Below are 25475 nucleotides of genomic sequence, written 5' to 3' on the forward strand. Positions count from 1 at the left end.
CCGCGTGTTTAGGGTGCGCGCGCCCCGGCGGCAAGGGCCGCGGCGGGCCCGGCCCGCGCCGCCGGCTCACAAAGCCGCAAGCCGTGCGTCAGGGGCGGAAGCCCGCGAGCCGATCCATCAGCGCGGCGATCCCGTCCAGGTCGGCATTGGCGAAGGCGATGCGCAGGTGGCGCGCGCCCTCGGCGTCGCCCTGGGGCATGAACATGGTGCCGGGCAGCGCCAGCACGCCGGCCTCGGCCACCAGCCGGCGGGCAAGATCGGGCGAGGCCAGGTCGAACGGATGCTCGACCCAGGCGAAATAGGCGCCGCAGCCCTTGACCCGCCAGCCCGCAAGGCCGGCCATGCCCGAGGCGGTGGCGGCGCGGCGGCGCAGGATTTCCGCGCGCTCGGCCGCGAGCCATGGGCCCAGGTTCGCCATGCCCCAGGCGGCGCCGATCTGGCCGATCTGGCTGGCGCAGATGGCGACGGTGTCGAGGAATTTCTCGATCTCGACCATGCGGGCCGGGCTTGCGATCACTGCGCCGACGCGGTGGCCGGTCAGCCGATAGGCCTTGGAGAAGCTATAGAGATGGATCAGCGTGTCGCCCCAGTCGGGATCGGCGAACAGGTCGTGCGGCGCGCCGGTGCGGCTGTCGAAATCGCGGTAGGTCTCGTCCACGACCAGCGCGAGGCCACGGGCGCGCGCCAGCTCCATGAAGCCGCGCAGCACCTCGGCCGGGTATTCCGCGCCCGAGGGGTTGTTGGGGCTGACCAGCACGATGGCGCGGGTGCGGGCGGTGACCAGGCGTTCGGCCTCGGCCGGGTCGGGGACCATGCCCGGACCGCAGCGCAACCCGACGGTGGCGATGCCCTGCATGTCGAGCCACATCTTGTGGTTGAAATACCACGGCATCGGCAGGATGACCTCGTCCCCGGCCGCGGCGAGGGTCTGGATCGCGGCGCAGAAGGCCTGGTTGCAGCCCTGGGTAATCGCGACCTCTTCGGGGCGGATGCTGCCGCCATAGGCCGCCGACCAGGCGCGGGCCACCGCCTCGCGCAGCTCCGGCCGGCCCAGCACCGGGCCGTAGAGATGCGCGTCGGGCTGGTTCAGCGCCGCCTCGGCCATGGCGCGGCGCAGGGGCTCGGGCGGCGGATCGACCGGGGCGGCCTGGCTCACGTTGATCAGCGGACGCTCGGGCGGGAAGCTGACGCCTTCGAGCCAGCGCCGCGCCTCCATCACCGGAGGGCGAAAGGTCGCGGCAAGCGCGGGGTTCAGCGGCAGCATGGCAAGCTCTAGTCGTTGAGGCGCAGGGCGCCAAAATCGGGGGGCGTCGAGAGATCGGGCGCGGTGTCCCGGGCCGGGGAGGCCGGGGTTTCGGCTGGGGTTTCGGCCGGTGCTTCGGCGGCGGCAAGCGTGGCCGGCGCGGTGGCGGCGGGGCTGCGCTCGGGCGCGCGGTCCAGCCCCGGCGTCACCACCTTACCGGGCGGCGGCACCGGGATCGGCGCCTCGCCGGCCGGTTCGGGCAGGTCGATGGGATCGGGCGCGGGCAGCGCCATCTCGGGCGCGGCGGGGGCCTCGGGCGGCGGCGGGCGCGCGGCGGCGGCATCGGTCCCGGCGGGCGCGGGCTCGGCCGAGGGGCGCGGCGCGGCGGCGGGCTGGGCCGGTTGCGGCGCCTGCGCGGAGAGCGCCGCCGGCAGTTGCGGCGGCTGGTCGGTCGCGGCGGCAAAGCCCGAGCCGGCGGGCAGCGTCAGGGTCTCGGCCACGGCGGCCTCGGGTTCGGCGGCCTCGGGCGCGGAGGCCGGGGGCGCGGAGGCCGGGGCGGCCGAAACAACGGCGTCCGGTCCGGGCGCCTGGGCTTCGGGCGCGATCGGCTCGGCCGAGACCGGCCCGGCAGGCGCGAGCGCAACCGCAGGCGTCTCGGCGGGCAGGTCCGCGACCGGCTCGGCCGGCACCGGCGCGACCGCTGCCGGTTCGGCCGGCGGCTCGGCAACCGGCTCGGTGGGGGTGGCCGCGACCGGCTCCAGGGGCATATCGGCGGCAGGCGCAGCGTTCTCGCCCGGCCGCGGCGGTTGCGGCAGCGCCAGCGACAGCCCCGCCAGCGCGGCGCCGCAGACCAGCATGCCGTGAACAAACCCTGCCGCGAATCGCCTTGCCATGCCTCGACCGTCCCGCCCTTGGCCCCGCGCGCCGTTTTTCTTGCCCGGCGGGCTTGACCCCCCAAGGCGCTTTAGCCCATCTATAGCGGCAGATTTTGCGGGGTTCATCCCCCTTTGCAAGGCCCCGATCCCCAAGGCCCCCATCCAAGGCCCAATCCAAGGCGCGCGCCATGATCCTGCTCATCGACAATTACGACAGCTTTACCTGGAACCTGGTGCATTACATGGGCGAAGCCGGGGCGGATGTGGTGGTGCGCCGCAACGACGTGCTGACGGTCGAGGAGGCGCTGGACATGGGCGCCCAGGGCATCGTCATCTCGCCCGGGCCCTGCGATCCGGCGCAGGCCGGGATCATCGTGCCGCTGATCCGGGCGGCGGCGGAGCGCGGCGTGCCGCTTTTCGGCGTCTGCCTGGGCCACCAGGCCATCGGCGAGGCCTTCGGCGGCAAGGTGGTGCGCGCCAGCCGCATCGTCCACGGCAAGACCGACGCGGTCAGCCATGACGGCACCGGGGTCTTTGCCGGCCTGCCCTCGCCCCTGACCGCGACGCGCTATCATTCGCTGACGGTGGAACCCGAAAGCCTGCCCGACTGCCTGCGCGTCACCGCGACCACGGCGGACGGCACCATCATGGGGCTGGTGCACAGGACGCTGCCCATCGAGGGCGTGCAGTTCCACCCGGAAAGCATCGCCTCGGAATACGGCCACGACATGATCCGCAACTTCCTGCGCCGCTGCTCGAACCTGGACGCGGCGGCATGAGCGTGACCGACATCCGCCCGCTGATCGGCATCGCCGCCACCCGCCCGCTGACCGGGGCCGAGGCCGAGGCCGCCTTCGGCGCGCTGTTCGAGGGCGCGGCGACTCCGGCGCAGATCGGCGGGCTGCTGATGGCGCTGCGCGTGCGCGGCGAGACGGTCGAGGAAATGGCCGCCGCCACCCGCGCCATGCGCGCGCGGATGAACCGCATCAAGGCCCCCGTGGGCGCCATCGACATCGTCGGCACCGGCGGCGACGGCAAGGGCACGCTGAACATCTCGACCGCCACGGCCTTCGTGGTCGCGGGCGCGGGCGTGCCGGTGGCCAAGCATGGCAACCGCAACCTGTCGTCGAAATCCGGCAGCGCCGATGCGATCACCCACCTGGGGCTGAACGTGATGACGCCGCCCGAGGTGGCCGAGCGCGCGCTGGCCGAGACCGGGATCTGCTTCATGATGGCGCCGATGCATCACCCCGCCATGCGCCATGTCGGCCCGGCGCGGGCCGAGCTGGGCACCCGGACGATCTTCAACCTGCTGGGTCCGATGACCAATCCGGGCGGGGTCAAGCGGCAGCTGACCGGCACCTTCGACCGGGTCTGGAACCGGCCCATGGCCGAGACGCTGCGCGAGCTGGGCTCGGAGGTCGCCTGGCTGATCCATGGCGGCGACGGCACCGACGAGCTGTCCATCGCCGCGCCGAGCTGGGTGGCGGCGCTGAAGGATGGCGAGATCACCGAATTCGAGATCGCCCCCGAGGATGCCGGCCTGCCGCGCCATCCGTTCGAGGCGATCCTGGGCGGCGACCCCGTCCATAACGCCAATGCGCTGCGCGCGCTGCTGGCGGGCGAGACCGGGGCCTATCGCGACGCGGTGCTGCTGAATGCCGCCGCCGCGCTGCTGATCGCCGGCAAGGCGGCTTCGCTGCCCGAGGGGGCCGAGATCGCGGCCGAAGCCATCGACAGCGGCAAGGCGGCGGCCAAGCTCGCCGCGCTGGCCTCGCAGGTCGGCGCGCCCGAGCCGCAAGCCTGATGGCGGCGCTGGTCCCGCCGGAATGGGCCGGCCTGCCGTTCTTTCGCCAGGACTGGCCGAGCATCGCCGCGCGGCTGGACGGTCACGACTGGCTGCCCGGCCCGGCCCGGGTCTTTGCCGCGCTGGCGCTGACGCCGCCCGGGGCGGCGCGGGTGGTGATCCTGGGTCAGGACCCCTATCCGACGCCCGGCCATGCCAACGGGCTGGCGTTCTCGGTGACGCCCGAGACCGCCCTGCCCCGGTCGCTGCGGAACATCCATGCCGAGATGCAGGCCGACCTGGGCGCCGCGCCGCCCGACGGCGACCTGTCGGGCTGGGCGCGGCAGGGGGTGCTGCTGCTGAACACCGCGCTTTCGGTGCTGCCCGGCCAGGCCGGCGCGCATGCGAAATGGGGCTGGGAGCGGCTGGTGCGCCAGGCCATCGCCCGGGCGCAGGACGAGCGGCCGCTGGCCTTCGTGCTGTGGGGCGCGCATGCACAAAAGGCGGTGGCGGGCCTGCCGCGCGGCTGCGACCTGGTGATCGAAAGCGCGCATCCCTCGCCGCTGTCGGCGCGGCGCGGCTTCTTCGGGTCCAGGCCGTTCAGCCGGGTGAACGACTGGCTGCGCGCGCGTGGCGAGGCGCCGATCGACTGGGCCGGCTGCTCTGAACGACCAGAGCTTACTTGTTACGAGCCATGACCTTCTTCACCGCAGCTTTGGCAAACTGATTTGCCACCTCAGTGGCCAAAGCCATAGCCGCCAGTCGAAGCATTGTAATTGCAATAGCCGGCATGACTTACCCCTTAAAGAACGTGCCGCGAACGAACCCGCCAGCATTGCGAATGATGAAGTGTCCAACAACCTTACCGTGTGGAACTATCTTCCAACCATATTTCTTTAGTAGCGGCATGGCGACCTTGATGGCTTGCACCTTGATACTCATTACTTTTCTCCACTTCCTCCGTTTCAGGGAGGTAGGTGAGGTACTGACATCACGCAAGAGATCGCAGATCTTTTTTTTTTTGAAGCGACGCGATAAGGAAAACCATGAACATTCTCGACCGCATCAAAGCCTACAAGCTGGAAGAAATCGCCGCCGCCAAGGCCGCCCGGCCGCTGGCCGAGCTCGAGGCCCAGGCCCGCGCCGCCGAGGCGCCGCGCGGCTTTGCCCGAGCCCTGGCCGCAAAGGCCGCGCATGGCCATGCCCTGATCGCCGAGATCAAGAAGGCGAGCCCCTCCAAGGGCTTGATCCGCCCCGATTTCGACCCGCCGGCGCTGGCCCGCGCCTATCAGGCCGGCGGCGCGGCCTGTCTTTCGGTGCTGACCGACGGCCCCAGCTTCCAGGGCGCGCCGGCCTTCCTGACCGCCGCCCGCGCCGCCTGCGCCCTGCCGGCGCTGCGCAAGGACTTCCTTTACGATCCCTATCAGGTCGCCGAGGCCCGCGCCTGGGGCGCCGATTGCATCCTGATCATCATGGCCTCGGTCGAGGATACGCTCGCCGCCGAGCTCGAGGACGCCGCGAGCCATTGGGGCATGGACGCGCTGGTCGAGGTCCATGACGAGGCCGAGATGGAACGCGCCCTGCGCCTGAAATCGCCGCTGATCGGGGTGAACAACCGCAACCTGAAGACCTTTGACATCAGCCTCGACACCACGCTGCGGCTGGCGCCGATGCTGCCGCCGGACCGCGACCTGGTCTGCGAAAGCGGCCTTTTCGTGGCAGCCGACCTGGACCGCATGGCAGAGGCCGGGGTGAAGCGCTTCCTGATCGGCGAAAGCCTGATGCGCCAGGCAGACGTGACCGCGGCGACGCGCGGCATCCTGGGGTTGGCGGCATGAGCCTGACGCATTTCGACGCCCAGGGTCAGGCGCATATGGTCGACGTGTCGCAAAAGCCCGACACCGCGCGCGAGGCCACGGCCGAGGGCCTGGTCGTCATGGCGCCCGAGACGCTGGCCCTGGCGCAGGGCGGCGCGGCCAAGGGCGACGTCATGGGCGTGGCGCGGCTCGCCGGCATCATGGGCGCCAAGCGCACCTCGGACCTGATCCCGCTGTGCCACCCGCTGCCGATCACCAAGGTTTCGGTGGATCTGGAGGCCGACCCGGCCCTGCCCGGCATCCGCGTCACCGCGACCGTGCGCACCGCCGGCAAGACCGGCGTTGAAATGGAGGCGCTGACCGCCGTTTCCACCGCCTGCCTGACCGTCTATGACATGCTGAAAGCCGCGCAGAAGGACATGCGCATCGAAGGAATCCGCCTGCTGGCGAAAAGCGGCGGCAAATCGGGCGACTTCCGCGCGCCCTGAAAGGGGAACCGATGATCAGCGTCGACGAAGCCCGCACCCTGGTGCTGGCCCTTGCCCATCCGCCGCAGGCCGAGGAGATCGCGGTGCAGGACGCGCTGGGCCGCGCGCTGGCCGCGCCCGCGGTCGCGCGGCTGACGCAGCCGCCCTTCGACGCCGCCGCCATGGACGGCTATGCGCTGCGCTCGGCCGAGCTGCCGGGGCCGCTGGCGGTGATCGGCACGGCGGCGGCCGGCGTGCCCTATGCGGGCGAGACGCCGCCCGGCAGCGCAATCCGCATCTTTACCGGCGCGGCGGTGCCGGCCGGCTATGACCGCGTGGTGATGCAGGAGATCGTGACCCGCGACGGCGACCGCATCACCGTCGCCGATGCGGGATCGAACCTGAACATCCGCCCGCAGGGCGATGATTTCGCGGAAGGTTCCGCGTTCCAGCCGGCCCGGCCGCTGCGCCCGGCCGACCTGGCGCTGATCGCGGCGATGAACGTGGCGCGGGTCTCGGTCGCGCGGCGGCCGCGGGTCGCGGTGCTGGCCGGCGGGGATGAGCTGGTGCGGCCCGGCGCCACGCCGGCGGCCGGGCAGATCATCAGCTCGAACGACATCGCCATCGCCGCGCTGGCCCGCGAGGCCGGGGCCGAGCCCGTGGTCCTGCCGCTGGCCCGCGATACCGAGGAAAGCCTGCGCGACCGCTTCGCCGAGGCCGAGGGCTGCGACCTGATCGTGACCATCGGCGGCGCCTCGGTGGGCGATCACGACCTGGTGGCCAAGGTCTCGGCCGACCTGGGGATGCAGCGCAGTTTCTACAAGCTGGCGATGCGGCCGGGCAAGCCGCTGATGGCCGGGCGCATGGGCGATGCCGCCATGCTGGGCTTGCCGGGAAATCCCGTCTCGGCCGTAGTTTGCGCGAAACTGTTCATGCAGCCGCTGCTGCGCGCCATGCAGGGCCTGCCGCCCGGGCCAGAGCCGGCGCGGGCCCGGCTGGCCGCCGATCTGCCGCCCGAGGGCAATCGCCAGCACTATCTGCGCGCGCGGCTGGCGCCGGGCGACACGCTGCCGCTGATCGCGCCCTTTGCCGAGCAGGACAGCGCCCGGCTGTGGCTGCTGGCCGAGGCCGACGCGCTGCTGGTCCGTCCCGCGCATGACCCGGCCCGCAAGGCCGGCGAGATCATGGAATTCCTGCCGCTTTAACGGCTTCTTTACCCGAATCGGCTTAATCGTTGACGGAAGGGCCCCCAGGCGCTAGAACATTCAAGGAACATGATGGCACTCGCAGCAGAGCAGGGAAAAACCATGCTGACCAAGAAGCAAATCCAGCTGCTTGAATTCATTCAGGCGCGCATGGCCCGCGACGGGGTGCCGCCCTCGTTCGACGAAATGAAGCTGGCGCTGGACCTGCGCTCGAAATCGGGAATTCATCGCCTCGTGACCGCCCTTGAAGAACGCGGCTTTATCCGCCGCCTGCCGCATCGCGCCCGGGCGCTGGAAATCGTCCGCCTGCCCGACAGCCTCAGCAAGGGCCCGGGCTTCCAGCCGCGGGTGATCGAGGGCGATGCCCGCCCCGCCCAGCCGCTGCCGCGCGGCGCCTTCGAGGTTTCGGTCTCGGCGGTCGACCTGCCGGTGATGGGCCGCATCGCCGCCGGCGTCCCGATCGAGGCGATCTCCGAGGTGTCGCATCACATCGCGGTGCCCGGCTCGATGCTCTCGGGCAAGGAGCGGCACTATGCGCTTGAGGTCAAAGGCGATTCGATGATCGAGGCCGGGATCAACGACGGCGACGTGGTGGTGATCCGCGAACAGGACACGGCCGAGAACGGCGACATCGTCGTGGCCCTGGTCGAGGGGTTCGAGGCGACGCTGAAACGCTATCGCCGCAAGGGCGGCATGATCGCGCTGGAGGCCGCGAACCCGGCCTATGAGACCCGCGTGCTGCCCGAGGACAAGGTGCATGTCCAGGGCCGCCTGGTCGGGCTGATCCGCAGCTACTGAGGCGCGGACGCCGCAGCCGCCGGTCGTTCACTTGCCCGGCAGATGCACCCGAGCGACGTTGCGGGCCGCGGCCCGCTGCGCTAACCATGGCGCAAACGCGACCGGTCAAGGACAATCCATGCGCGCTCTGACGTTCCGCATCTTCGCTCTCCTCATGGTCCTGGCGCTGCCGGCCCGGGCCTTCGACACCAATGCCCGTGCGGCCTGGGTCTATGACGTGGCGACCGGCACCGTGCTGATGGAGAAGAACGCCGAGGAACCGCTGCCGCCGGCCTCGATGTCCAAGCTGATGACGCTGAACATGCTGTTCGAGGCCTTGCACGAGGGCCGGGTGGCGATGGACACTACCTTCCCGGTCTCGACCAAGGCCTGGCACATGGGCGGCTCGAAGATGTTCGTCGAGCCCGCCGACCGCCCCACGGTCGAGGAGCTGATCCACGGCATCATCATCAACTCGGGCAACGACGCCTGCGTGGTGGTGGCCGAAGGCCTGGCCGGCACCGAGGAGGCCTTTGCCCGGCTGATGAACGAGCGCGCGCAGCAACTGGGCATGACGCAGTCGCATTTCGCCAATTCCTCGGGCTGGCCGGCGCCGGACCACCGCATGTCGATGCACGACCTGGGGATCCTGGCGACCCGGCTGATCACCGAATTTCCCGAGCTTTACAAGAACTTCGGCCTGACCGAATACAATTACAAGGGCCGGGTGCCCTCGAATTCCAACAACCGCAACCCGCTCTTGCGTCTTGGCGGCGGCGACTGGAAGGCCGACGGGCTCAAGACCGGCCACACGCAGGAGGCGGGCTATGGCCTGGTCGGCTCGGCGGTGCAGGGCGACCGCCGCATCGTTTTCGTCATCGCCGGCCTGCCCAGCGACAAGGCCCGGGCCGAGGAATCCGAACGCATCGTCAACTGGGCCTATCGCCAGTTCACCATGCGCACCATCATCCCCAAGGACGAGATCGTGACCCAGGCCCCGGTCTGGCTGGGCGAGCGCAGCCGCGTCGGCCTGACCACCCCGGACGGCGTGCGGGTGCTGATCCCGGCCGGCTCGCATGAAGGCGTCACCGCCGAAGCGGTGTTCAACGGCCCGATCGAGGCGCCGATCGCCAAGGGCGACCGGCTGGGCGAGCTGGTCGTCAACATCCCCGGCACCGGCCAGTCGCGACTGCCGCTCTTCGCCGCCGCCGACGTGGCCCGCAGCGGCGTCCTCGGCCGCATGCAAAGCGCCGCCTTCCGGCTGGGCGAGCGGGCGATCCAGTCGGTGCGCAACTGACGCGCCGCCCATGTTCATCAGCTTCGAGGGCATAGACGGATCGGGCAAGTCGACCCAGGCGCGCCGCCTTGCTGCGGCGCTGGCCGAGACAGGTGCCGAAACGCTGCTGACCCGCGAGCCCGGCGGCAGCGAGGGCGCCGAGGAGATCCGCCGCCTGCTGGTCGAGGGCCGGGGCGAACGCTGGTCGCCGGAGACCGAGCTGCTGCTTTTCACCGCCGCTCGCCGCGACCATGTCGAGCGGCTGATCCGCCCGGCGCTGGCGCGCGGCGCCCATGTCGTCACCGACCGCTTCGCCGATTCGACCCGGGTCTACCAAGGCCTTGCCCGCGCCGACCTGCGCACGCTGGTCGAGGAATTGCACCGCCTGACCATCGGCATCGAGCCCGACCTGACGCTGCTGATCGACATCGACCCCGCCACCGCGCTGGCCCGCGGCCAGGCCCGCGGCGGCGTCGAGGACCGTTTCGAGACCCTGGGCCTGGACTTCCAGCGCCGGTTGCGCGCGGGTTTCCTGGCGCTCGCGGCCGAAAATCCCGCGCGGTTCCGCACCATCGACGGCAGCGGCAGCGCCGACGAGGTCGCCGCCCGCGTCCTCGCCGCCCTGCCATGAGCGACGAGGCCGCCCTTCCCGAACCCGACCGGGTGCCCGGCGCCCCGCACCCGCGCGAGGCCCTTCGCACCATCGGCCAGGACCAGGCGGTCGCGGATTTTCTCTCCGCCGCCCGGGCGCACCGGCTGCATCACGGCTGGCTGATCTCGGGCCCGCGCGGCACCGGCAAGGCGACCCTGGCCTGGAGCATCGCGAAATACCTGCTGAGCGGCTCGGACAGCCCGGACCTGACCGCGCCGCCCGAGGATCCGGCGGTGCGCCGCATCCGCGCCCTGTCCGAGCCGCGGCTGCACCTGGTGCGCCGGCCGCTCGACGACAAGACCCAGCGCCTGCGCAGCGAGATCACCGTGGACGAGATCCGCCGGCTGCACGGTTTCTTTCACATGAGCGCCGCCGAGGGCGGCCGCCGCATCGCCATCATCGACGCCGCCGACGAGATGAACCCGGCCGCCGCCAATGCGCTGCTGAAACTGCTCGAGGAGCCGCCGGCCCGGGCCACGTTGCTGCTGGTCGCGCATCAGCCGGCACGGCTTTTGCCGACCATCCGCTCGCGCTGCCGCGAATTGCGGCTGCATCCGCTGGGGCCCGAGGACATGGCGCAGGTGCTGGCCGGGCTGGGCGTCGCGCATGACGCGGCGCGGCTTGCGGCGCTGTCGGGCGGCTCTGTCGGCGAGGCCCTGCGGCTGGCCGGCCAGGACGGGCTGGAGCTCTATCAGCGCATCACCGGGCTGTTCGCCGACTATCCGCGCATGGACCGCCGCGCCGCGGCAGCGCTGGCCGAGCGGGCCGCTGGCCGCGCCGGGGCCGAGGGCGATCCGTTCGACCTGGTGATGACGCTGCTCGACCGCTTCCTGACCCGCGCCGCGCGCACCGGGCTGATGGGCGCCCCCCTGCCCGAGGCGGCCGAGGGCGAGGCCGCGGTGCTGACCCGGCTTTCGCCCGGGCCTGAATCGGCGCGGCTCTGGGCCGATGCCCAGGCCAGCCTCTCGGCCCGGGCCCGCGCCGGCCGGGCCGTCAACCTTGACCCTTCCGCGCTGGTGTTGGATATGCTGATCGGGCTTGCGAACCAGCCCGCCCTGTAACGGATCCGCCGATGTCCGAGACTCCCTTGCCCGCCCTGGTGGACAGCCACTGCCACCTGGACTTTCCCGATTTCGACGGCCAGCAGGCCGAGCTGGTCGCGCGCGCCCGCGCTGCCGGGGTGACGCGCATGATCACGATCTGCACCCGCATGGGCAACGAGCCGCGCGTGCGCGCCATCGCCGAGGCGCATCCGGGCGTCTTCTACGCCGCCGGCGTCCATCCGATGTATGCCGCCGAAGAGCCGCTCGTCACGGTTGAGGAACTGGTCGCGCTGGCCGCGCATCCGAAATTCGTCGGCATCGGCGAGACCGGCCTCGACTATCACTATACCGCCGAGAGCGCCGCGGTGCAGGCCGAAAGCCTGCGCATCCATATCGAGGCCGCGCGCCGGACCGGCCTGCCGCTGATCATCCATTCCCGCGACGCCGATGCCGACATGGCCCGCATCCTGACCGAGGAGCACCGCGCCGGCGCCTATTCCTGCGTCATGCATTGCTACACCTCGGGGCCGGAACTGGCCCGCGCCGCGCTCGACCTGGGCTTTTACCTGTCGATGTCGGGCATCGCCGCCTTTCCGCGCTCGACCGAGATCCGCGAGATCTTCCTCGCCGCCCCCCGCGACCGCATCCTGGTCGAGACCGACGCGCCCTATCTGGCGCCGCCGCCGCATCGCGGCAAGCGCAACGAGCCGGCCTTCGTCGCCCATACCGCCCGGGCCGGCGCAAAGGCGCTAGGCCTTTCCGAAGCCGAATTCGCCGCCCTGACCAGCGCGAATTTCGACCGGCTGTTCGCCAAGGCCGTGGCATGATCCGTGCCACGATCCTGGGCTGCGGCTCGTCCGGCGGCGTGCCGCGGCTGGGGGGCCGCTGGGGCGAATGCGACCCGGCGAACCCGCGCAACCGGCGCCGGCGCTGTTCGCTGCTGCTCGAGCGTGTCGGGCCCGGGGGCGTGACACGGGTGCTGATCGACACCGGCCCGGATTTCGTGCCACAGATGCTGGACGCCGGCGTGGGCGAATTGGACGCGGTGGTCTATACCCATCCGCATGCCGACCACATCCATGGCATCGACGACCTGCGGCAGGTGGTCTTCAACATGCGCCGCATCATGCCGGTCTGGGCCGATGCGCAGACCGAGGCCGCGTTGCGCAGCCGCTTCGGCTATATCTTCGAGACGCCGGAGGGCTCGTCCTATCCGCCGGTCTGCGAGATCGCCCCGATCCGCGGCCGCTTCGCGGTCGAGGGCGCGGGCGGCGCGATCGACTTCCTGCCCTTCGCGGTGAACCATGGCGACATTCCGGCGCTGGGGTTCCGCATCGGCGCGGGCGCGGGCCTGGTCTACCTGCCCGACGTGCTGGCGATCCCCGAGGCGGCCTGGCCCGCCATCCAGGGCTGCGAGGTCTTCATCTGCGATGCCTTGCGCCGCACGCCGCATCCCAGCCACGCGCATCTGGCGCTGGCGCTGGAGTGGATCGCGCGTTCGGGCTGCGCGCGGGGCGTCATCACCAACATGCATATCGAGCTGGATTACGACGCGGTGATGGCCGAGACGCCCGCCCATGTCGTGCCGGCCCACGACGGGCTGCAGATCGAGCTGGCATGACGATCCTTTTCGAGGTCATCCTGCCGGTCTTCATCGTCATCGGCTTCGGCTACCTGGTGGCCTGGCGCCGGATGTTCAACGAGGTGGCGGTCGACGGGCTGATGCGTTTCGCGCAGAACTTCGCGGTGCCGGTGCTGCTGTTCGTGAACGTGGCCCGGCTGGACATGGCCGAGAATTTCAGCATCGGCATGTGGGTGGCCTTCTATAGCGGCGCCTTCGCCTCGTATTTCATCGGCTGGGGGCTGGCGCTCTACTGGCTGAAGCGCAGCCCCGAGGATGCGGTCGCCATCGGCTTCTGCTGCCTGTTCTCGAACTCGCTGCTCCTGGGCATCCCGATCATGGAGCGCGCCTATGGCGCCGAGGCGCTGGCCGGCAACGTCGCGATCATCGCGATCCATTCGCCGCTGCTCTACACCTTCGGCATCACCATGATGGAGGTGACGCGGGCGCGCGGCCAAAGCCTGCCGGCCGGGCGCATCGCCATGCGGGCGCTGTCCGGGGTGCTGCATACGCCGCTGATCATCGGCATCCTGTGCGGCGTGGCGATGAACCTGCTGATGCAGGCCGGGCTGGTGATGCCCGAGGGCTTCTGGGCCGCGGCCGAGATGATGGCGCGGGCGGCGCTGCCGGCGGCGCTGTTCGGGCTGGGCGGCGTGCTTTATCGCTATCGCCCCGAAGGCGACGGCAAGGCCATCGCAGTCTGCTGCCTGGCCTCGCTGCTGGTTCATCCGACCATCACCTGGAGCCTGGGGCAGCTTTTCCAGCTGCCGGTCGGGCCGCTGCGTTCCGCCGTCATCACCGCCAGCATGGCGCCGGGGGTGAATGCCTATCTCTTTGCCTCGATCTATGGCGCGGCGAAGCGGGTGGCGGCGACGACGGTGCTGGTGTCCACCGTGCTGTCGATCCTGTCGATCTGGTTCTGGATCTCGATCCTGCCCTGAGGGGCGGCGCGGGTGCTGGCCTCCGGCGGGGGGTATTTCTGAAACAAAGAAGGCGCGTGAACAGTGAAGCGCGGGGGCCGTGCCTTTGGGGCCGTCCTGAAGACGCCGCCCGGCAAGGGCGGCGGGTTCAGGGCCGGGGCATGAGCCGCTCAATGCGGCGTGATGCCCCGCAGCCGTTCCGAGCGGCGGCGCAGCATCTCGACCGTGGCTAGAAGCGCGATCGAGAAGATCACCAGCAGCGTGGCGACGGCCAGGATCGCGGGCGAGATCTGCTCGCGGATGCCGTTCCACATCTGGCGCGGGATGGTCTGCTGGTCGGGGCCGGCGATGAACAGCACCGCCACCACCTCGTCGAAGGAGGTGACGAAGGCGAAGAGCGCGCCCGAGATCACGCCGGGCAGGATCAGCGGCATGGTGATGCGGAAGAAGGTGGTGCGCGGGTTGGCCCCGAGGCTGGCCGCGGCGCGGGCCAGCGACTGGTCGAAGCCGATCAGCGTCGCCGTCACCGTGATGATGACGAAGGGGATGCCCAGCGTGGCATGGGCCAGGATCACGCCCAGGTAGGTGCCGGCGAGCTTGCCGCATTGCGGGTTCAGCCCGATCCAGGTCAAGGGCTCGCAGGGGTTCGAGTAGAAGAAGAACATCCCCGTCGCGGTGATGATGATCGGCACGATCATCGGCGAGATCAGCACCGCCATGATGATGCGGCGGAACGGCATCTCGGGCCGCGACAGGCCCAGCGCCGCCAGCGTGCCCAGCACCGTGGCGAGGATGGTCGAGAAGAAGCCGATGATGATCGACGACTTGGCCGCATTCACCCATTTCGCGTTCTGCCAGGCATCCGCCCACCAGCCGAGCCCGCCCGGCGCATCCGGGTTGGCCATGCCGAAGGTCAGCAGGCTGCGATACCAGCGCATCGAATAGCCCTCGGGGTCGAAGGACAGCATCTTGTCGGTGAAGGTGAAATAGGGCTCGGCGTTGAAGCTGAGCGGGATCACCACCACGATCGGCGCGATCAGGAAGAAGAAGATCGCCGCGCAGATCGCCAGGTAGGCGTAATGCCAGACCTTTTCCAGCGGCGAGGCGTAAGTCGGAAGCGCCATGGCGGTTACCCCAGTTTCAGGTTGTCGATGCCGACCAGCCGGTCATAGACCCAGTAGAGCAGCAGGACGCCGCCCAGCAGCAGCGCGGCCAGCGCCGCCGCCATGGACCAGTTCAGCGTCTGGGTCATGTGCATCGCGATCAGGTTCGAGATCAGCTGCCCCGACGAGCCGCCGACCAGCGCCGGGGTGATGTAGTAGCCCACGGCCAGGATGAAGACCAGAAGCGCCCCGGCCCCGAGCCCCGGCAGGGTCTGCGGGAAATAGATGCGCCGGAACGCCGTCCAGCTGGTCGCGCCCAGGCTGCGCGCCGCGCGCACATAGCTGGGGTTGATGGTGCGCATCACCGAATAGAGCGGCAGGATCATGAAGGGTAGCAGGATATGCGTCATGGCGATGATCGTGCCGGTCTGGTTGAAGATCATCTGCAGCCGCTGGTCGTTGCCGATCAGCCCCAGCCAGACCAGGATGTCGTTGACCACGCCCTGCTGCTGCAACAGCACCATCCAGGCCGTGGTCCGAACCAGCAGCGAGGTCCAGAACGGCAAGAGCACCAGGATCATCAGCAGGTTCGACTTGCGCATCGGCAGCGTCGCCAGCAGATGCGCGATGGGAAAGCCCAGCAGGAAGGTGGTGAAGGTGATGATCAGCGACAACCAGAAGGTGCGCTGGAACAGCTTGACATAGATCTGCTGCTGCTCGGGCGCCATGGTGATGTTGCCGTCGTCGTCGCGGGTCCGGTCCAGCGCCGCCAGGTAGAAGTTCGAGGTATAGGCCGAGGAAGCCTCGCGCATCACCGACCACAGCTTGGGATCGCCCCATTTCTCGTCCATCGCGAGGATCGCCTCGCGATAGGGCGGCTCGATGCCGCCGCGGGCCTTGCGCCCGGCCGAGGTGAAGAGCGAGCGCGTGCCCGGCATGTCGTAGTTCACCCTGGTCCCGACCAGGCCGATGCTGCGCGCCTCGGCCGCGGCGGTCAGGTCGGCGGCCAGCGCCGCCCAGGCGGCATCGTCGGGCTCGGTGCCGCGCGGGTGTTCGTGGAACCAGGCCGAGAGCTGCGGCATATTGGCCGAGAAGCCGTCGTTCTTGACCGAGCGTTGCAGCATCTGCCCGATCGGCAGCAGGAAGGTCAGCAGCACGAACAGCAGCAGCGGCAGCACCAGCAGGAAGGCGCGACGCCGCGCCCGGCGCGAGCTGCGCGCCAGCGCCCGGGTCAGCGGCTGGCCGTCGGCCGTCCGCAGGGGGCCGCCCGGGTCGAGGCCGCCGGCCTCGGTCACGATGGCGGCATGGGGGTCAAGCGCGTTGGACATCTTGATCCTTCGTCAGGCTAAGGGCGGGCATCGTCGGCCGCCGCCGCCCGGACCGGGCCGGGCGGCGGCGCAGGGATCAGTTGGCGGCCAGCCAGGCGTTGAAGCGCTCGGCCATCTCGGCATCGTGGTCGGCCCACCATTCCGGATCGTCCATGACGGCGGTCTTCATGTGCTCCTCGCTGGTCGGCATGTGCGGGGCCATCTCGGTCTTGCCGTCCTGATAGAGCCCGACCAGCGCCGCCGAGGATTTGCGCGACGGGCCATAGGCGATCCATTTCGCCTGATCGGCCAGGCGCTGGGTGTCGGTGGCGAATTTCAGGTATGCCATCGCCGCCTCGGGGTTGGGCGAGCCCTTGGGAATGGCGAACATGTCCATGTCCATGAACTGGCCGTCCCAGATGATCTCGAAAGGCTTGCCCTCGGCCACCATGGCGTCGAAGAAGCGGCCGTTATAGCCGGTCGCCATCGTGACCTCGCCATCGGCAAGCAGCTGCACCGGCTGGGCGCCGGCTTCCCACCAGACCACGTCCTTCTTGATGGTGTCCAGCTTGGCGAAGGCCTTGTCGACGCCCTCGGGCGTGTCCAGCACTTCATAGACCTGGTCGGGGGCGACGCCATCGGCGATCAGCGCCAGGTAGAGCGTGCGCTTGGGGTTTTTCGGCAGGCCGCGCTTGCCCGGGAACTTGGCGGTGTCGAAGAAATCCGCGGCGGTGGTGGGCGGGCCGTCGGGGAACTTGGTCTTGTCATAGGCGATGACCGTGCCCCAGAAGATGTTCGCCACCGCGCAGTCGCGCAGCGCGCCGGGGATGAAGTCCTCGGACGCGGGCGTGCCGTCCGGCGCCGGCGGCAGGCTGGCCGGGTCGATCTCGACCAGCGCGCCCTCGTCGCAGAGGCGGATCGCGTCCGAGACCTCGATGTCGAACACGTCGCCGGTGATGTTCTTGGCCTCGATCTGGGCCTTGAGCGGGGTGGCCGGGTTGTCGGCGGCCATCATGTTGACCTTGATCCCCGTCTCCTTGGCGAAGGGAATGTTATAGGCCTCGACCTGCGATTTCTCATAGGCGCCGCCCCAGGAGACCACGTTGACCTCCTTGTCCTGGGCCTGCGCCGCAACGCCCAACCCGCACAAGGCCGTGGTCAGGATCAACACATTCTTCATGACGAACTCCCGTTGGTTTTATGCGGCTCGTTGGCCGGTTCGCGCCCGTTCGGGCTTCACGGATCGCGGCGGGTTGATCCCGCCGCGACCGGATTGGCGTCAGTTCGCCGCCAGCCAGGCGTTGAACCGCTCTTGCAGTTCGGCGTCGTGATCGACCCAGAAGTCCAGGTTCGAGGCGAGCGCCCCGTCCATGTTGTCGGCGAAGGTCGGCAGGTTCGGGCCCATCGCCACCTCGGTGCCCTCGACATTGCCGACCAGCGCGGCGGCCGATTTGCGCGGCGGGCCGTAGCTGATGAATTCGGCGGCGCGGGCCTGCGGCTCGGGCGAGGTCGAGAAGGTGACGAACTCCTTGGCCGCCTCGAGGTGCGGGGCGCCCTTCGGGATCACCCAGCCTTCCATTTCATAGATCTGGCCGTCCCAGACGATCTTGAAGGGCTTGCCCTCTTTCTGGGCCGCGTCGAAGATCCGGCCGTTGAAGGCGAAGGCCATGCTGACCTCGCCATCGGCCAGAAGCTGCGGCGGCTGCGCGCCGGCTTCCCACCAGATCACGTTGTTCTTGATGGTGTCGAGCTTGGCGAAGGCCTGGTCGACGCCCTCGGGCGTGCCCAGCACCTCATAGACCTTGTCCGGCGCCACGCCATCGGCCAGCAGCGCGTATTCCAGGTTGAACTTGGCGCCCTTGCGCATGGTGCGCTTGCCGGGGAATTTCGCGGTGTCGAAGAAATCGGCCGGACCGGCGGGCTTGGCGTCGATGAACTTGCTGTCGTCATAGGCCAGGATCATCGAATAGACGTCGGTGCCGACGAAACAGTCGGTCACCGCACCCTCGATGAAGTCGTCGGCCGCCGCGGCGCCGTCCGGCGCGGGTGCCAGGATCGCCGGGTCGATGGTTTCCAGCAGCCCCTCGTCGCACAGCCGCACCGCGTCGGCATATTCCACCGAGGCCACGTCGGTAGTGACATTGCCGGCCTCGACCTGCGCCTTGAGCGGCGTGGCCGGGTTGTCGGCGTCGGCGACCGTGACCTTGATGCCGGTCTTGGCCTCGAACGGCTTGGCATAGGCCTGGACGTGGCTGTTGCCATAGGCACCGCCCCAGGACAGCAGGTTCACCTGCTTGTCCTGCGCCTGGGCCACGGACGCCGAGGCGACCAGGGCCGAGGTCAGGATCAATATGCGTTTCATCATAGCTCCTTGTTTCGATGCGAAATCAGACCGGATCCAGCGCCCGCGCATCCTCGGGGTGCCAGCCGATGCGGATGGTCTGGCCGGGCGACAGCTTCACCTGGCCCAGCGTATTGCGGTATTTCATCACGAAATCGTCCTGCCCGGCGACGTTCAGCCGGGCCCGCAGGATATCGCCCATATAGACCACGTCGCGGACCTGGGCCTCGACGGTATGGGCGCCGGCGGGCATCAGGTCGGGCTTGAACTCGACCCGCTCGGGCCGGATCGAGACCGTGGTGGTCTGGCCGCTTTCGCGGATATTGACGGCGGTGGCGTCGATCACCTCGCCATTCTGCAGCCGGACCAGCGCCTTGTCGCCCTGAAGCTGCTCGATCGTGCCGCGCAGCGCGTTGTTTTCGCCGATGAAGCCGGCGACGAAGCTGTTCTCGGGCTGTTCGTACAGCACCGGCGGCGCCGCAAGCTGCTGGATGCGGCCGTCGTTGAACACGGCGATGCGGTCCGACATGGTCAGCGCCTCGCCCTGGTCATGGGTGACATAGACCACGGTGATGCCCAGCCGGTCGTGCAGGGCCTTGATCTCGAACTGCATATGCTCGCGCAGCTGCTTGTCCAGCGCGCCCAGCGGCTCGTCCATCAAGACCAGCTTGGGGTCGAAGACCAGCGCGCGGGCCAGCGCGATGCGCTGCTGCTGGCCGCCCGAAAGCTGCGCCGGGCGGCGGCTGGCGAAGCGGCCCATCTGCACCATGTCGAGCGCGCGGGCGACCCGGCTCTCGCGCTCGGCCTTGGCCATGCCGCGCACCTGCAGCGGAAAGGCCAGGTTCTCGCCCACGGTCATGTGCGGGAACAGGGCATAGTTCTGGAACACCATGCCGATGCCGCGCTTGTGCGGCGGCACGTCGTTGATGTTGCGACCGTCCAGCCGGATCTCGCCATGGGTGGCGGTCTCGAATCCGGCCAGCATCATCAGGCAGGTGGTCTTGCCCGAGCCGGACGGACCCAGCATGGTCAGAAACTCGCCCTTGCCGATGGAAAGGTTCAGGTCCTTCACCACAAGCGTCTGGCCGTCATAGCTTTTCTGGACGTGGTCGAAGACAACGAAAGCCTCGTTGCCGGTTGGCGAAGTCACGATGCGGGCCCCCTGTTTTCTATGGTTCTTTATTCCGCCCTGTCAGACTAATCGGCGGTGCTTGCGGATTGCAACCGGCTTCTATGCACAATGCCGGGCCCGGCCTGCGGATTTTCCGGACTGCCCGTCTGCCGCCCGCCGGGCGGGGCGGAAATGGTCAATCCGCGGACGGCAGCGGGCGCGGACGGCCGTCGGCGTCCAGCGCCACGAAGACGAAGCTCGCCCGGGTCACGCACTGGGTCTCCTCGCCCTCGCGCGAGCGGCGCCAGGCCTCGACATGCAGCTGCATCGAGCTGCGGCCTTCGCGCAGGATGGTCGCGAAAACAGAGACTTCGTCGCCGACCTTGACCGGCTGGTGGAAGGTGAAGCTGTCCACGGCGACCGTGGCGCAGCGCCCGCGCGCGCGGCGGGCGGCGACATTGCCGGCGGCCAGATCCATCTGCGACATCAGCCAGCCGCCGAAGATGTCGCCGGCCGGGTTGGTGTCGGCCGGCATGGCGGTGGTGCGGATCGCGGGCTGGCCCTGCGGGTGCTCCGGCTGCGTCATCTTGTCCCTCGCTGGCGCGCTGCTGGCATGGCGCCAGATTGCGGCACCGCGGCACGGCGCGCAAGCGCCCGTCAGCGGCAGCGCCGAGGGCCGGGCCAAGGACACGATCAAAATGTCCGGGGTCTCGGCCCGGAAGGAATGGCCGCTGCGCAATTGGCGCTTCAGCGTCTGGCGGGACTGCTTGCCGTCGTTCATCGTCGTTCGGCCCAGGCCATTTCCCGCGCCGGCAGCACCGGCGGCTGGTAGAGCCCCTCGCCGCCATGCTCGCCATGCTTCAGGATCGAGATGCCGCCGTCCGCCTTGAGGATGGCGAATTTCACCTGCGCCAGGTCCTCGATGCCGCATTGGCGCAGTTTGCTGTAGAGTTCGTGCACGCCGATGCCCTGCCGGCGCAGCCGGTCGGCATGCACCCGGCCCTGGCTGATGACGATGCGCGGCCGGCCCTCGAAGACGCGGCAAAACCAGGGCGAGGCCGGCATCGCCTTGTCGATGAGCTTGTTGTAGATCGAGACGATCAGGATCGCGAACATCGCCGGCAGCATCGGCACCTCGGGGTAGAGAGCGAATCGCCCACCGCCGAGCCGATGGCGATCACCAGCAGGAATTCGACGACGGAAAGCTGTGCCACCGTGCGCCCGCCCAGCCAGCGCATCAGCATCAGCGTGTAGAAATAGACGATGGTGGTGCGGAACAGGACCTCGAGCGCGAAGCGCATATCCTGTTCGCCCATGAGAATGCGCTGCATCTCGTCAAACATGGCGACTGTCCCCTGCCCGCGTTGCGCGGGCCTTTCGCAAACGCCGTGACCCGGGGGGCTTACCGGGCTGCGCGAGCCGGGGGCGCTTCGCCCCCCGGACCCCCCGAGGATATTTGTGCAAGAAAGAAGCCGGGCGGATTTTCGTCGCCTTGGGCCGGGGCGCGGCCTATGGTTGGCGGAAACGGAAGGGGGCGGCATGATCCGGCGCATCTTCATGGGGCTCGCGGTGCTGGTCGTGCTGGCCGCGGCGGGCCTGGCGATCTGGGGCCCGGGCTTCGTCGAGCGGCGGCTGAACCCGGTGACCATGCCCGAGGCGGGCTGGCCGGTCTCGCCCGAGGCCGAGGCGCTGCATCGGCGGCTGGTCATCGGCGACTGGCATTCGGACGCGCTGCTGTGGGATCGCGACCTGCTGGACCGGGCCGGGCGGGGTCACGTCGACGTGCCGCGGCTGGCCGAAGGCAATGTCGCGGTCCAGGTCTTCACCACCGTCACCAAAAGCCCGCGCGGCCAGAACTACAGCCATAACTCCGCCGAGGCGCCCGACAATATCACGCCGCTGTTCATCGGCCAGCTGCGGCCGTTCTCGGCCTGGTTCAGCCTGAAGGAGCGCGCGCTGGTCCAGGCCGCGGCGCTGCGCCGCGCCGCCGAGCGCGCGCCGGAGGCCCTGATGCTGATCCGCTCGGCCGAGGATCTGCAGGTGCTGCTGGAGGCGCGGCAGAACGGCGCCCATACCGTCGGCGCCCTGCTGGGCACCGAGGGCGGCCATCCGCTGGAGGGCAATATCGCCAATCTGCAGGTGCTTTACGGCGCCGGCTTCCGGCTGGTCGGGCTGACGCATTTCTTCGACAACGAGCTTGGCGGCAGCCTGCATGGCGAGGGCGGGGCGGAATCGGGCCTGTCGGATTTCGGCCGCGAGGTGGTGGCCGAGATGATGGCCAAGCGCATGATCATCGACCTGGCGCACGCGAGCCCGCAGCTGGTGCGCGACGTGCTGGCCATTCCCGGCACGCGGCCGATCCTGTCCCATACCGGCATCCACGGCCAATGCGCCAGCCCGCGCAACCTGCCCGACGACCTGGTGCAGGCCATTGCCCGCAAGGGCGGCGTGATCGGCATCGGCTTCTGGGCGGATGTGAACTGCGGCAGGACGCCGGCCGACATCGCCGCCTCGATTCAGGCCGCCATCGCGCTGGTGGGCGAGGACGCGGTCTCGCTGGGCTCGGACTACGACGGTTCGGTCGACGCGCCCTTCGACGTGGCGCATCTGGCGGCGCTGACCCAGGCGCTGATGGATGCGGGCCTCGGCGACGAGCAGATCGCCAAGGTCATGGGCGGCAACATGATGCGCTATCTTGCCCAGGTGCTGTAAGCGGGCCTAACCTGCGCCCAGGCATCACGGGAGAGAACCATGCTGACCGTCTATGGCGTCACCCGCTCGCGCGCCTCGCGCATCATCTGGCTGTGTCACGAGCTGGGCCTGCCGTTCAAGCAGGTGCCGGTGATCCAGGCCTATCGGCTGGAGGATGCCGGCGCGCCCGGGGCGCCGCTCAACACCCGCTCGGAGAGCTTCCTGAAGCTCTCGCCCGCCGGGGCGATCCCGGTGATCCAGGACGGCGACCTGGTGCTGTCCGAATCGCTGGCCTGCACGCTGCACCTGGCGCGCAAGCACGGCCAGCCCTTCGGCCCCGCCGACATGGTGGAAGATGCGCTGATGCTGCAATGGAGCTTCTACGCCGCCACCATGATCGAGCCGGACGCGCTGGCGATCCTGTTCAACCACCGCCCCGGCCAGGCCCAGCCCGGCGCGGCGCAGGCCGCCGTCGGCCATGCGGCCGAGCGGCTGGTGCGACCGCTGGCGGTCCTGGACGCGCATCTGGCGCGGCACGGCCATCTGGTCGGCGGCCGCTTCACCGTAGCCGACCTGAACGTGGCCGAGATCCTGCGCTATGCCCAAGGCTATGGCGCGCTGATCGAGCAGTTCCCGGCCGCGGGGGCCTGGCTGGACGACTGCCAGGCCCGGCCGGCCTTCCGGAAGATGTGGCAGGAGCGGCTGGCCGAACCCGAATAGCCCGGGCAGGCCCGCGCCGACATGCTCTGGGGGCGTCCATTGTGGCGCCATCCGAGCCCAATGGACGACGATTTCACCCATATGTGGCGTTCGTCACCGAAGCCTATGCCCGGCGGATCGTCGGCTGGCGGGTCGGCGCTTCCGCCCATGCAGGATTTGTGCTCGATGCCTCGGGCAACGTGGCGTCGGTAAGACGTCTATGGCTAACCTTCTACCGGCCATTCTGCCCGAAGGCCGGGTATCGCAAAGGGTGAACTGTGATGGCGCCGATACGTTCGCAAGCTTGTGGAAAAAGGTGTTTAGTGAACTGCGATACACGCGGAAAAAGCAGGAAATTGGCTTTGGCGCTGAGAGCAAAACCGAAACCATAACCTTTGATCAACACCTCCCAGAAAACATAACGCCTTCGTCGGTAAGGCAAGCATTGGCTTTTGCCGCTAGCATGGCTAAACTCATCATCGTTTTTGATGAATTCGATAGATTAACCGACAAAAAACGGACGTTCTGATGTCGGATACTATCAAAGGCCTCTCGGATTACGCGGTTGATGTGACCATCATCGTAATCGGCGTAGCAGATTCGGTTGACCAGCTCTTGGATGGTCACATCTCAATCGAGCGAGCACTGGTGCAGATTCCAATGCCTCGCATGTCAGAAGGCGAAATATCGTCTATTGTTGAAAACGGGCTAAAACGCCTTGAAATGATATCAGACGCCAAGGCCAAGTCAGTTATAACTTCTTTGAGCCAAGGCTTGCCTTACATTACGCATCTCATCACGTTGAACTTACTCAAAGACGCGCTTGGACGAAACTCTACCCATCTTGATATTTCCAATGTTCGGTCCGGAATTTCTTCCGCTCTTGAGCAATGGCAGAGATCCATTGTGAAAGACTACTACGATGCCACTAAAAGCGCCCCAGCCCGGAAACATCTATAAAGAAGTTCTACTCGCTTGCGCCACGGCAGAAGTGGATGAACTGGGTTTTTTCAGCGCCGCGTCAGTTCGGGCACCATTGCAGATGATTACAAACCGTCTGTATGATATTCCAAACTATGCAGCACTTAAAGAACTTCTCCGAAGTAGAGCGCGCATTAATTCTCGAAAGGACTGGAACAGCGAGGCGCATCAGGTACCGTTTCGGCTCCCCATTAATGCGACCTTATATTGTCATGAAGAGCGTGCAGGATGGGATCATTAGCGATGATAAAATGCACCACTTTTCGGCCAACATGCCTCGGAAATAAACAGCTGTCGTGCTTAGCGTCGCCGCATATCGTGGACGGCGCCAACCGTCCTACGGCGCCTCGGCTTCGACCGAGGCCGACCATCCGCCGTCATCGAGGCTATGAGAGACCGAGGTCACCAGCCATTCGCCGGCGGCACCCGGCCTGAAGCCGGTCAGCCGCACCCTGCCCTCGGCCATCAGGTCGGCTCGGCCGGGCAGCTTCAGCCGCACGGTCGTCGCGCCGCGCTTTGCCCGATTCGCTTCTGCCTCGGCCGCCGCCCGCGCAGCCGCCTCGGTCGGATAGATCTGCTTCAGCCGCTTGACCTGCGCCACACCTGACACGCCCTCGGGCCGCGCATCGGCCTCAACGTCGACCGGCTCGCTGCGGCCCAGGTCGCGATGGCCGCCACGACCTTGTCAAAGGCCGCGCGGCGGGCGCGGCGCATTGACCAACTGGTTACGTCCTTGGGCGTCAGCGCGACCACCGGCAGGGCCTGCCCGCTCGCGCTGGCGCTTTCGCCCGGCTTGCACATGACCAGCGCGCCGCCGCCCGGCTTGAAGATCAGGCCTTGGTCGCGCGCAACGCGGGTCAGCAGGTTCATGTCGCTTTCGTCGATCTGGTCGATATGCGGCAGCGAGACCTCGCCCGCTCCGGCCGAAACCGCCACCTTGAAGCCGCTCTCGCCGGCGATCTTGCCGACCATGGCCGAAACCTTGGTCCCTTCGGGCCAGCTGCGCGTGCGCGCCGTGCTGATGGGGCTCTTGCCGCCGTCGCTCTTGCCGTGGGCAGCGGCATAGCCGGTGATGCGCATCTGCCCTGGCGGGCCGAAAATCTCGACCTCTTCGGCGATATAGACGCCCATCACCTGCGCCGCGAACAGGTAGCCGAAAGCGACGGTGATCTCGACCCCTCGGGCGGCAATGCAATCGGTAGCATCTGGAGGTGATCGGCCAGCACGATCTCGCAGGTATCCGACTGGATAAGCGGCACTAGCCACCGCGGTAACCGCGATGCCGATTGGGTTGGCGACCAAGGCCAGCCCAATGGCTCGGATCGCCGTCGCCACCATGCCGAGCCCGGGCACGGCTGCCACCATCGCGCGCAGGCCGATTCCTATCTTGGCCAGCAGCCCCAGCGACTGCCCAGCGCATACCGATGAAAGAGACCGAGGCCGATGTGGCGGTGCGCGATCAGGCCTATGGCATCGCAGGCGGAGAGCGGCGCCAGTTCATCGAGCAATAAGCAGCTCGAGGCGGAGAAGAAGGACGTGACCGAGCAGCAGAAAGAGCTG

The 25475-nt window shown here is 68.6% G+C and carries 30 protein-coding genes; 17 read left to right on the forward strand and 13 right to left on the reverse strand.

Features of this window, described 5'->3' with window-relative positions; genetic code table 11:
* Positions 1-88: 88 nt before the first annotated feature.
* A complete protein-coding gene (locus tag E3D03_RS14610) occupies positions 89-1264 on the reverse strand; it encodes an aminotransferase (RefSeq protein WP_263567546.1) in 1176 nt (391 codons plus the stop codon).
* Positions 1265-1272: 8 nt separating this feature from the next.
* Entirely contained in the window at positions 1273-2136 is an 864-nt protein-coding gene (locus tag E3D03_RS14615) for a hypothetical protein (RefSeq protein ID WP_263567547.1), read from the reverse strand.
* 170 nt (positions 2137-2306) lie between these two features.
* Here E3D03_RS14615 and E3D03_RS14620 point away from each other — a divergent pair, with 170 nt between their 5' ends.
* Genes E3D03_RS14620 through E3D03_RS14630 form a run of 3 tightly spaced genes read left to right on the forward strand, consistent with a single transcriptional unit; the run spans position 2307 to position 4602 of the window.
* Positions 2307-2897: an anthranilate synthase component II gene (locus E3D03_RS14620; protein ID WP_263567548.1), complete on the forward strand. Its 591-nt coding sequence runs from the start codon at positions 2307-2309 to the stop codon at positions 2895-2897.
* Positions 2894-3925 carry an anthranilate phosphoribosyltransferase gene (gene trpD, locus E3D03_RS14625; RefSeq protein ID WP_411969827.1) on the forward strand — a complete coding sequence of 344 codons (1032 nt, stop codon included), beginning with the start codon at positions 2894-2896 and terminating at the stop codon, positions 3923-3925. Before E3D03_RS14620 ends, trpD begins: the two co-directional genes overlap by 4 nt.
* Complete coding sequence (locus E3D03_RS14630; RefSeq protein ID WP_263567549.1) at positions 3925-4602, forward strand: uracil-DNA glycosylase; 678 nt, start codon at positions 3925-3927, stop codon at positions 4600-4602. Before trpD ends, E3D03_RS14630 begins: the two co-directional genes overlap by 1 nt.
* Positions 4603-4699: 97 nt before the next feature.
* On the opposite strand, the gene E3D03_RS14635 is transcribed toward E3D03_RS14630, so the two are convergent.
* Positions 4700-4846 carry a hypothetical protein gene (locus E3D03_RS14635; RefSeq protein WP_263567550.1) on the reverse strand — a complete coding sequence of 49 codons (147 nt, stop codon included), beginning with the start codon at positions 4844-4846 and terminating at the stop codon, positions 4700-4702.
* Between the two features lie 104 nt (positions 4847-4950).
* Between E3D03_RS14635 and trpC the strand changes: the two genes are divergently transcribed.
* The 10 genes from trpC (at position 4951) to E3D03_RS14685 (ending at position 13703) form a co-directional block, all read left to right on the forward strand.
* Positions 4951-5742 (forward strand): indole-3-glycerol phosphate synthase TrpC, encoded by a 792-nt coding sequence (gene trpC / locus E3D03_RS14640; protein WP_263567551.1) that lies wholly within the window; start codon positions 4951-4953, stop codon positions 5740-5742.
* Positions 5739-6209 carry a cyclic pyranopterin monophosphate synthase MoaC gene (moaC, locus tag E3D03_RS14645; RefSeq protein WP_263567552.1) on the forward strand — a complete coding sequence of 157 codons (471 nt, stop codon included), beginning with the start codon at positions 5739-5741 and terminating at the stop codon, positions 6207-6209. Before trpC ends, moaC begins: the two co-directional genes overlap by 4 nt.
* Positions 6210-6220: 11 nt before the next feature.
* Entirely contained in the window at positions 6221-7393 is a 1173-nt protein-coding gene (gene glp / locus E3D03_RS14650; protein WP_263567553.1) for a gephyrin-like molybdotransferase Glp, read from the forward strand.
* Between the two features lie 102 nt (positions 7394-7495).
* Positions 7496-8191, forward strand: coding sequence for a transcriptional repressor LexA (gene lexA, locus E3D03_RS14655; protein ID WP_017999871.1), 696 nt, complete (start codon positions 7496-7498; stop codon positions 8189-8191).
* A gap of 118 nt (positions 8192-8309) precedes the next feature.
* Complete coding sequence (locus tag E3D03_RS14660; RefSeq protein ID WP_263567554.1) at positions 8310-9467, forward strand: D-alanyl-D-alanine carboxypeptidase family protein; 1158 nt, start codon at positions 8310-8312, stop codon at positions 9465-9467.
* A 10-nt stretch (positions 9468-9477) separates the two neighbouring features.
* Positions 9478-10077, forward strand: a complete 600-nt coding sequence (tmk, locus tag E3D03_RS14665) for a dTMP kinase (protein WP_263567555.1) — start codon at positions 9478-9480, stop codon at positions 10075-10077.
* Positions 10074-11159 (forward strand): DNA polymerase III subunit delta', encoded by a 1086-nt coding sequence (locus E3D03_RS14670; RefSeq protein ID WP_263567556.1) that lies wholly within the window; start codon positions 10074-10076, stop codon positions 11157-11159. The genes tmk and E3D03_RS14670 overlap by 4 nt, the downstream gene beginning before the upstream one ends.
* Positions 11160-11170: 11 nt before the next feature.
* Positions 11171-11968, forward strand: coding sequence for a TatD family hydrolase (locus E3D03_RS14675; RefSeq protein WP_263567557.1), 798 nt, complete (start codon positions 11171-11173; stop codon positions 11966-11968).
* Positions 11965-12762 (forward strand): MBL fold metallo-hydrolase, encoded by a 798-nt coding sequence (locus E3D03_RS14680; RefSeq protein WP_062561032.1) that lies wholly within the window; start codon positions 11965-11967, stop codon positions 12760-12762. Before E3D03_RS14675 ends, E3D03_RS14680 begins: the two co-directional genes overlap by 4 nt.
* Positions 12759-13703, forward strand: coding sequence for an AEC family transporter (locus E3D03_RS14685; RefSeq protein WP_263567558.1), 945 nt, complete (start codon positions 12759-12761; stop codon positions 13701-13703). Before E3D03_RS14680 ends, E3D03_RS14685 begins: the two co-directional genes overlap by 4 nt.
* A 149-nt stretch (positions 13704-13852) precedes the next feature.
* Here the strand turns inward: E3D03_RS14685 and E3D03_RS14690 are convergent, their stop codons facing one another.
* From E3D03_RS14690 to E3D03_RS14725, 8 genes are all read right to left on the reverse strand, one after another.
* Positions 13853-14806 (reverse strand): ABC transporter permease, encoded by a 954-nt coding sequence (locus tag E3D03_RS14690; RefSeq protein WP_062561034.1) that lies wholly within the window; start codon positions 14804-14806, stop codon positions 13853-13855.
* Between the two features lie 5 nt (positions 14807-14811).
* Positions 14812-16113: an ABC transporter permease gene (locus tag E3D03_RS14695; protein ID WP_062561035.1), complete on the reverse strand. Its 1302-nt coding sequence runs from the start codon at positions 16111-16113 to the stop codon at positions 14812-14814.
* Between the two features lie 76 nt (positions 16114-16189).
* Positions 16190-17272 carry an ABC transporter substrate-binding protein gene (locus E3D03_RS14700; RefSeq protein WP_263567559.1) on the reverse strand — a complete coding sequence of 361 codons (1083 nt, stop codon included), beginning with the start codon at positions 17270-17272 and terminating at the stop codon, positions 16190-16192.
* A gap of 99 nt (positions 17273-17371) precedes the next feature.
* Complete coding sequence (locus E3D03_RS14705; RefSeq protein ID WP_263567560.1) at positions 17372-18454, reverse strand: ABC transporter substrate-binding protein; 1083 nt, start codon at positions 18452-18454, stop codon at positions 17372-17374.
* 25 nt (positions 18455-18479) lie between these two features.
* Positions 18480-19583 carry an ABC transporter ATP-binding protein gene (locus tag E3D03_RS14710; RefSeq protein WP_062561038.1) on the reverse strand — a complete coding sequence of 368 codons (1104 nt, stop codon included), beginning with the start codon at positions 19581-19583 and terminating at the stop codon, positions 18480-18482.
* 157 nt (positions 19584-19740) lie between these two features.
* The gene (locus tag E3D03_RS14715) at positions 19741-20130 is read right to left on the reverse strand and encodes an acyl-CoA thioesterase (RefSeq protein ID WP_263567561.1); all 390 of its coding nucleotides are present in this window, start codon (positions 20128-20130) and stop codon (positions 19741-19743) included.
* 191 nt (positions 20131-20321) lie between these two features.
* Positions 20322-20660: a DUF421 domain-containing protein gene (locus E3D03_RS14720; protein WP_263567562.1), complete on the reverse strand. Its 339-nt coding sequence runs from the start codon at positions 20658-20660 to the stop codon at positions 20322-20324.
* Complete coding sequence (locus E3D03_RS14725; RefSeq protein ID WP_263567563.1) at positions 20645-20887, reverse strand: hypothetical protein; 243 nt, start codon at positions 20885-20887, stop codon at positions 20645-20647. The genes E3D03_RS14720 and E3D03_RS14725 overlap by 16 nt, the downstream gene beginning before the upstream one ends.
* A 196-nt stretch (positions 20888-21083) precedes the next feature.
* On the opposite strand from E3D03_RS14725, the gene E3D03_RS14730 reads away from it, so the two are divergent.
* The 4 genes from E3D03_RS14730 (at position 21084) to E3D03_RS14745 (ending at position 23894) form a co-directional block, all read left to right on the forward strand.
* Positions 21084-22256: a dipeptidase gene (locus E3D03_RS14730; protein WP_263567564.1), complete on the forward strand. Its 1173-nt coding sequence runs from the start codon at positions 21084-21086 to the stop codon at positions 22254-22256.
* 39 nt (positions 22257-22295) lie between these two features.
* A complete protein-coding gene (locus tag E3D03_RS14735) occupies positions 22296-22955 on the forward strand; it encodes a glutathione S-transferase family protein (protein ID WP_062561042.1) in 660 nt (219 codons plus the stop codon).
* Positions 22956-23154: 199 nt separating this feature from the next.
* A complete protein-coding gene (locus tag E3D03_RS14740; protein ID WP_263567569.1) occupies positions 23155-23463 on the forward strand; it encodes a hypothetical protein in 309 nt (102 codons plus the stop codon).
* On the forward strand, positions 23463-23894 hold the full coding sequence (locus tag E3D03_RS14745) for a hypothetical protein (RefSeq protein WP_263567565.1): 432 nt from the start codon (positions 23463-23465) through the stop codon (positions 23892-23894). The genes E3D03_RS14740 and E3D03_RS14745 overlap by 1 nt, the downstream gene beginning before the upstream one ends.
* Before the next feature lie 358 nt (positions 23895-24252).
* On the opposite strand, the gene E3D03_RS14750 is transcribed toward E3D03_RS14745, so the two are convergent.
* Both E3D03_RS14750 and E3D03_RS14755 read right to left on the reverse strand, forming a co-directional pair.
* Entirely contained in the window at positions 24253-24516 is a 264-nt protein-coding gene (locus E3D03_RS14750; RefSeq protein WP_263567566.1) for a hypothetical protein, read from the reverse strand.
* Positions 24495-25280: a phage late control D family protein gene (locus tag E3D03_RS14755; RefSeq protein WP_263567567.1), complete on the reverse strand. Its 786-nt coding sequence runs from the start codon at positions 25278-25280 to the stop codon at positions 24495-24497. Before E3D03_RS14755 ends, E3D03_RS14750 begins: the two co-directional genes overlap by 22 nt.
* Between the last annotated feature and the right edge of the window lie 195 nt (positions 25281-25475).

The sequence above is a fragment of the Paracoccus sp. DMF genome (assembly GCF_004407025.1).
GTDB classification, from domain to species: domain Bacteria; phylum Pseudomonadota; class Alphaproteobacteria; order Rhodobacterales; family Rhodobacteraceae; genus Paracoccus; species Paracoccus aminovorans_B.

Coding starts and splice junctions, on each gene's coding strand:
- E3D03_RS14735 (WP_062561042.1), top strand. CDS start 22,296: ATGCTGACCGTCTATGGCGTCACCCGCTCGCGCGCCTCGCGCATCATC.
- E3D03_RS14755 (WP_263567567.1), bottom strand. CDS start 25,280: ATGGTGGCAGCCGTGCCCGGGCTCGGCATGGTGGCGACGGCGATCCGA.
- E3D03_RS14725 (WP_263567563.1), bottom strand. CDS start 20,887: ATGTTTGACGAGATGCAGCGCATTCTCATGGGCGAACAGGATATGCGC.
- E3D03_RS14685 (WP_263567558.1), top strand. CDS start 12,759: ATGACGATCCTTTTCGAGGTCATCCTGCCGGTCTTCATCGTCATCGGC.
- E3D03_RS14695 (WP_062561035.1), bottom strand. CDS start 16,113: ATGTCCAACGCGCTTGACCCCCATGCCGCCATCGTGACCGAGGCCGGC.
- E3D03_RS14730 (WP_263567564.1), top strand. CDS start 21,084: ATGATCCGGCGCATCTTCATGGGGCTCGCGGTGCTGGTCGTGCTGGCC.
- trpC (WP_263567551.1), top strand. CDS start 4,951: ATGAACATTCTCGACCGCATCAAAGCCTACAAGCTGGAAGAAATCGCC.
- E3D03_RS14675 (WP_263567557.1), top strand. CDS start 11,171: ATGTCCGAGACTCCCTTGCCCGCCCTGGTGGACAGCCACTGCCACCTG.
- moaC (WP_263567552.1), top strand. CDS start 5,739: ATGAGCCTGACGCATTTCGACGCCCAGGGTCAGGCGCATATGGTCGAC.
- E3D03_RS14745 (WP_263567565.1), top strand. CDS start 23,463: ATGTCGGATACTATCAAAGGCCTCTCGGATTACGCGGTTGATGTGACC.
- glp (WP_263567553.1), top strand. CDS start 6,221: ATGATCAGCGTCGACGAAGCCCGCACCCTGGTGCTGGCCCTTGCCCAT.
- E3D03_RS14720 (WP_263567562.1), bottom strand. CDS start 20,660: ATGTTCGCGATCCTGATCGTCTCGATCTACAACAAGCTCATCGACAAG.
- E3D03_RS14630 (WP_263567549.1), top strand. CDS start 3,925: ATGGCGGCGCTGGTCCCGCCGGAATGGGCCGGCCTGCCGTTCTTTCGC.
- lexA (WP_017999871.1), top strand. CDS start 7,496: ATGCTGACCAAGAAGCAAATCCAGCTGCTTGAATTCATTCAGGCGCGC.
- E3D03_RS14660 (WP_263567554.1), top strand. CDS start 8,310: ATGCGCGCTCTGACGTTCCGCATCTTCGCTCTCCTCATGGTCCTGGCG.
- E3D03_RS14620 (WP_263567548.1), top strand. CDS start 2,307: ATGATCCTGCTCATCGACAATTACGACAGCTTTACCTGGAACCTGGTG.
- E3D03_RS14670 (WP_263567556.1), top strand. CDS start 10,074: ATGAGCGACGAGGCCGCCCTTCCCGAACCCGACCGGGTGCCCGGCGCC.
- E3D03_RS14715 (WP_263567561.1), bottom strand. CDS start 20,130: ATGACGCAGCCGGAGCACCCGCAGGGCCAGCCCGCGATCCGCACCACC.
- E3D03_RS14680 (WP_062561032.1), top strand. CDS start 11,965: ATGATCCGTGCCACGATCCTGGGCTGCGGCTCGTCCGGCGGCGTGCCG.
- E3D03_RS14740 (WP_263567569.1), top strand. CDS start 23,155: ATGGCTAACCTTCTACCGGCCATTCTGCCCGAAGGCCGGGTATCGCAA.
- E3D03_RS14635 (WP_263567550.1), bottom strand. CDS start 4,846: ATGAGTATCAAGGTGCAAGCCATCAAGGTCGCCATGCCGCTACTAAAG.
- tmk (WP_263567555.1), top strand. CDS start 9,478: ATGTTCATCAGCTTCGAGGGCATAGACGGATCGGGCAAGTCGACCCAG.
- E3D03_RS14700 (WP_263567559.1), bottom strand. CDS start 17,272: ATGAAGAATGTGTTGATCCTGACCACGGCCTTGTGCGGGTTGGGCGTT.
- E3D03_RS14705 (WP_263567560.1), bottom strand. CDS start 18,454: ATGAAACGCATATTGATCCTGACCTCGGCCCTGGTCGCCTCGGCGTCC.
- E3D03_RS14615 (WP_263567547.1), bottom strand. CDS start 2,136: ATGGCAAGGCGATTCGCGGCAGGGTTTGTTCACGGCATGCTGGTCTGC.
- E3D03_RS14690 (WP_062561034.1), bottom strand. CDS start 14,806: ATGGCGCTTCCGACTTACGCCTCGCCGCTGGAAAAGGTCTGGCATTAC.
- E3D03_RS14610 (WP_263567546.1), bottom strand. CDS start 1,264: ATGCTGCCGCTGAACCCCGCGCTTGCCGCGACCTTTCGCCCTCCGGTG.
- trpD (WP_411969827.1), top strand. CDS start 2,894: ATGAGCGTGACCGACATCCGCCCGCTGATCGGCATCGCCGCCACCCGC.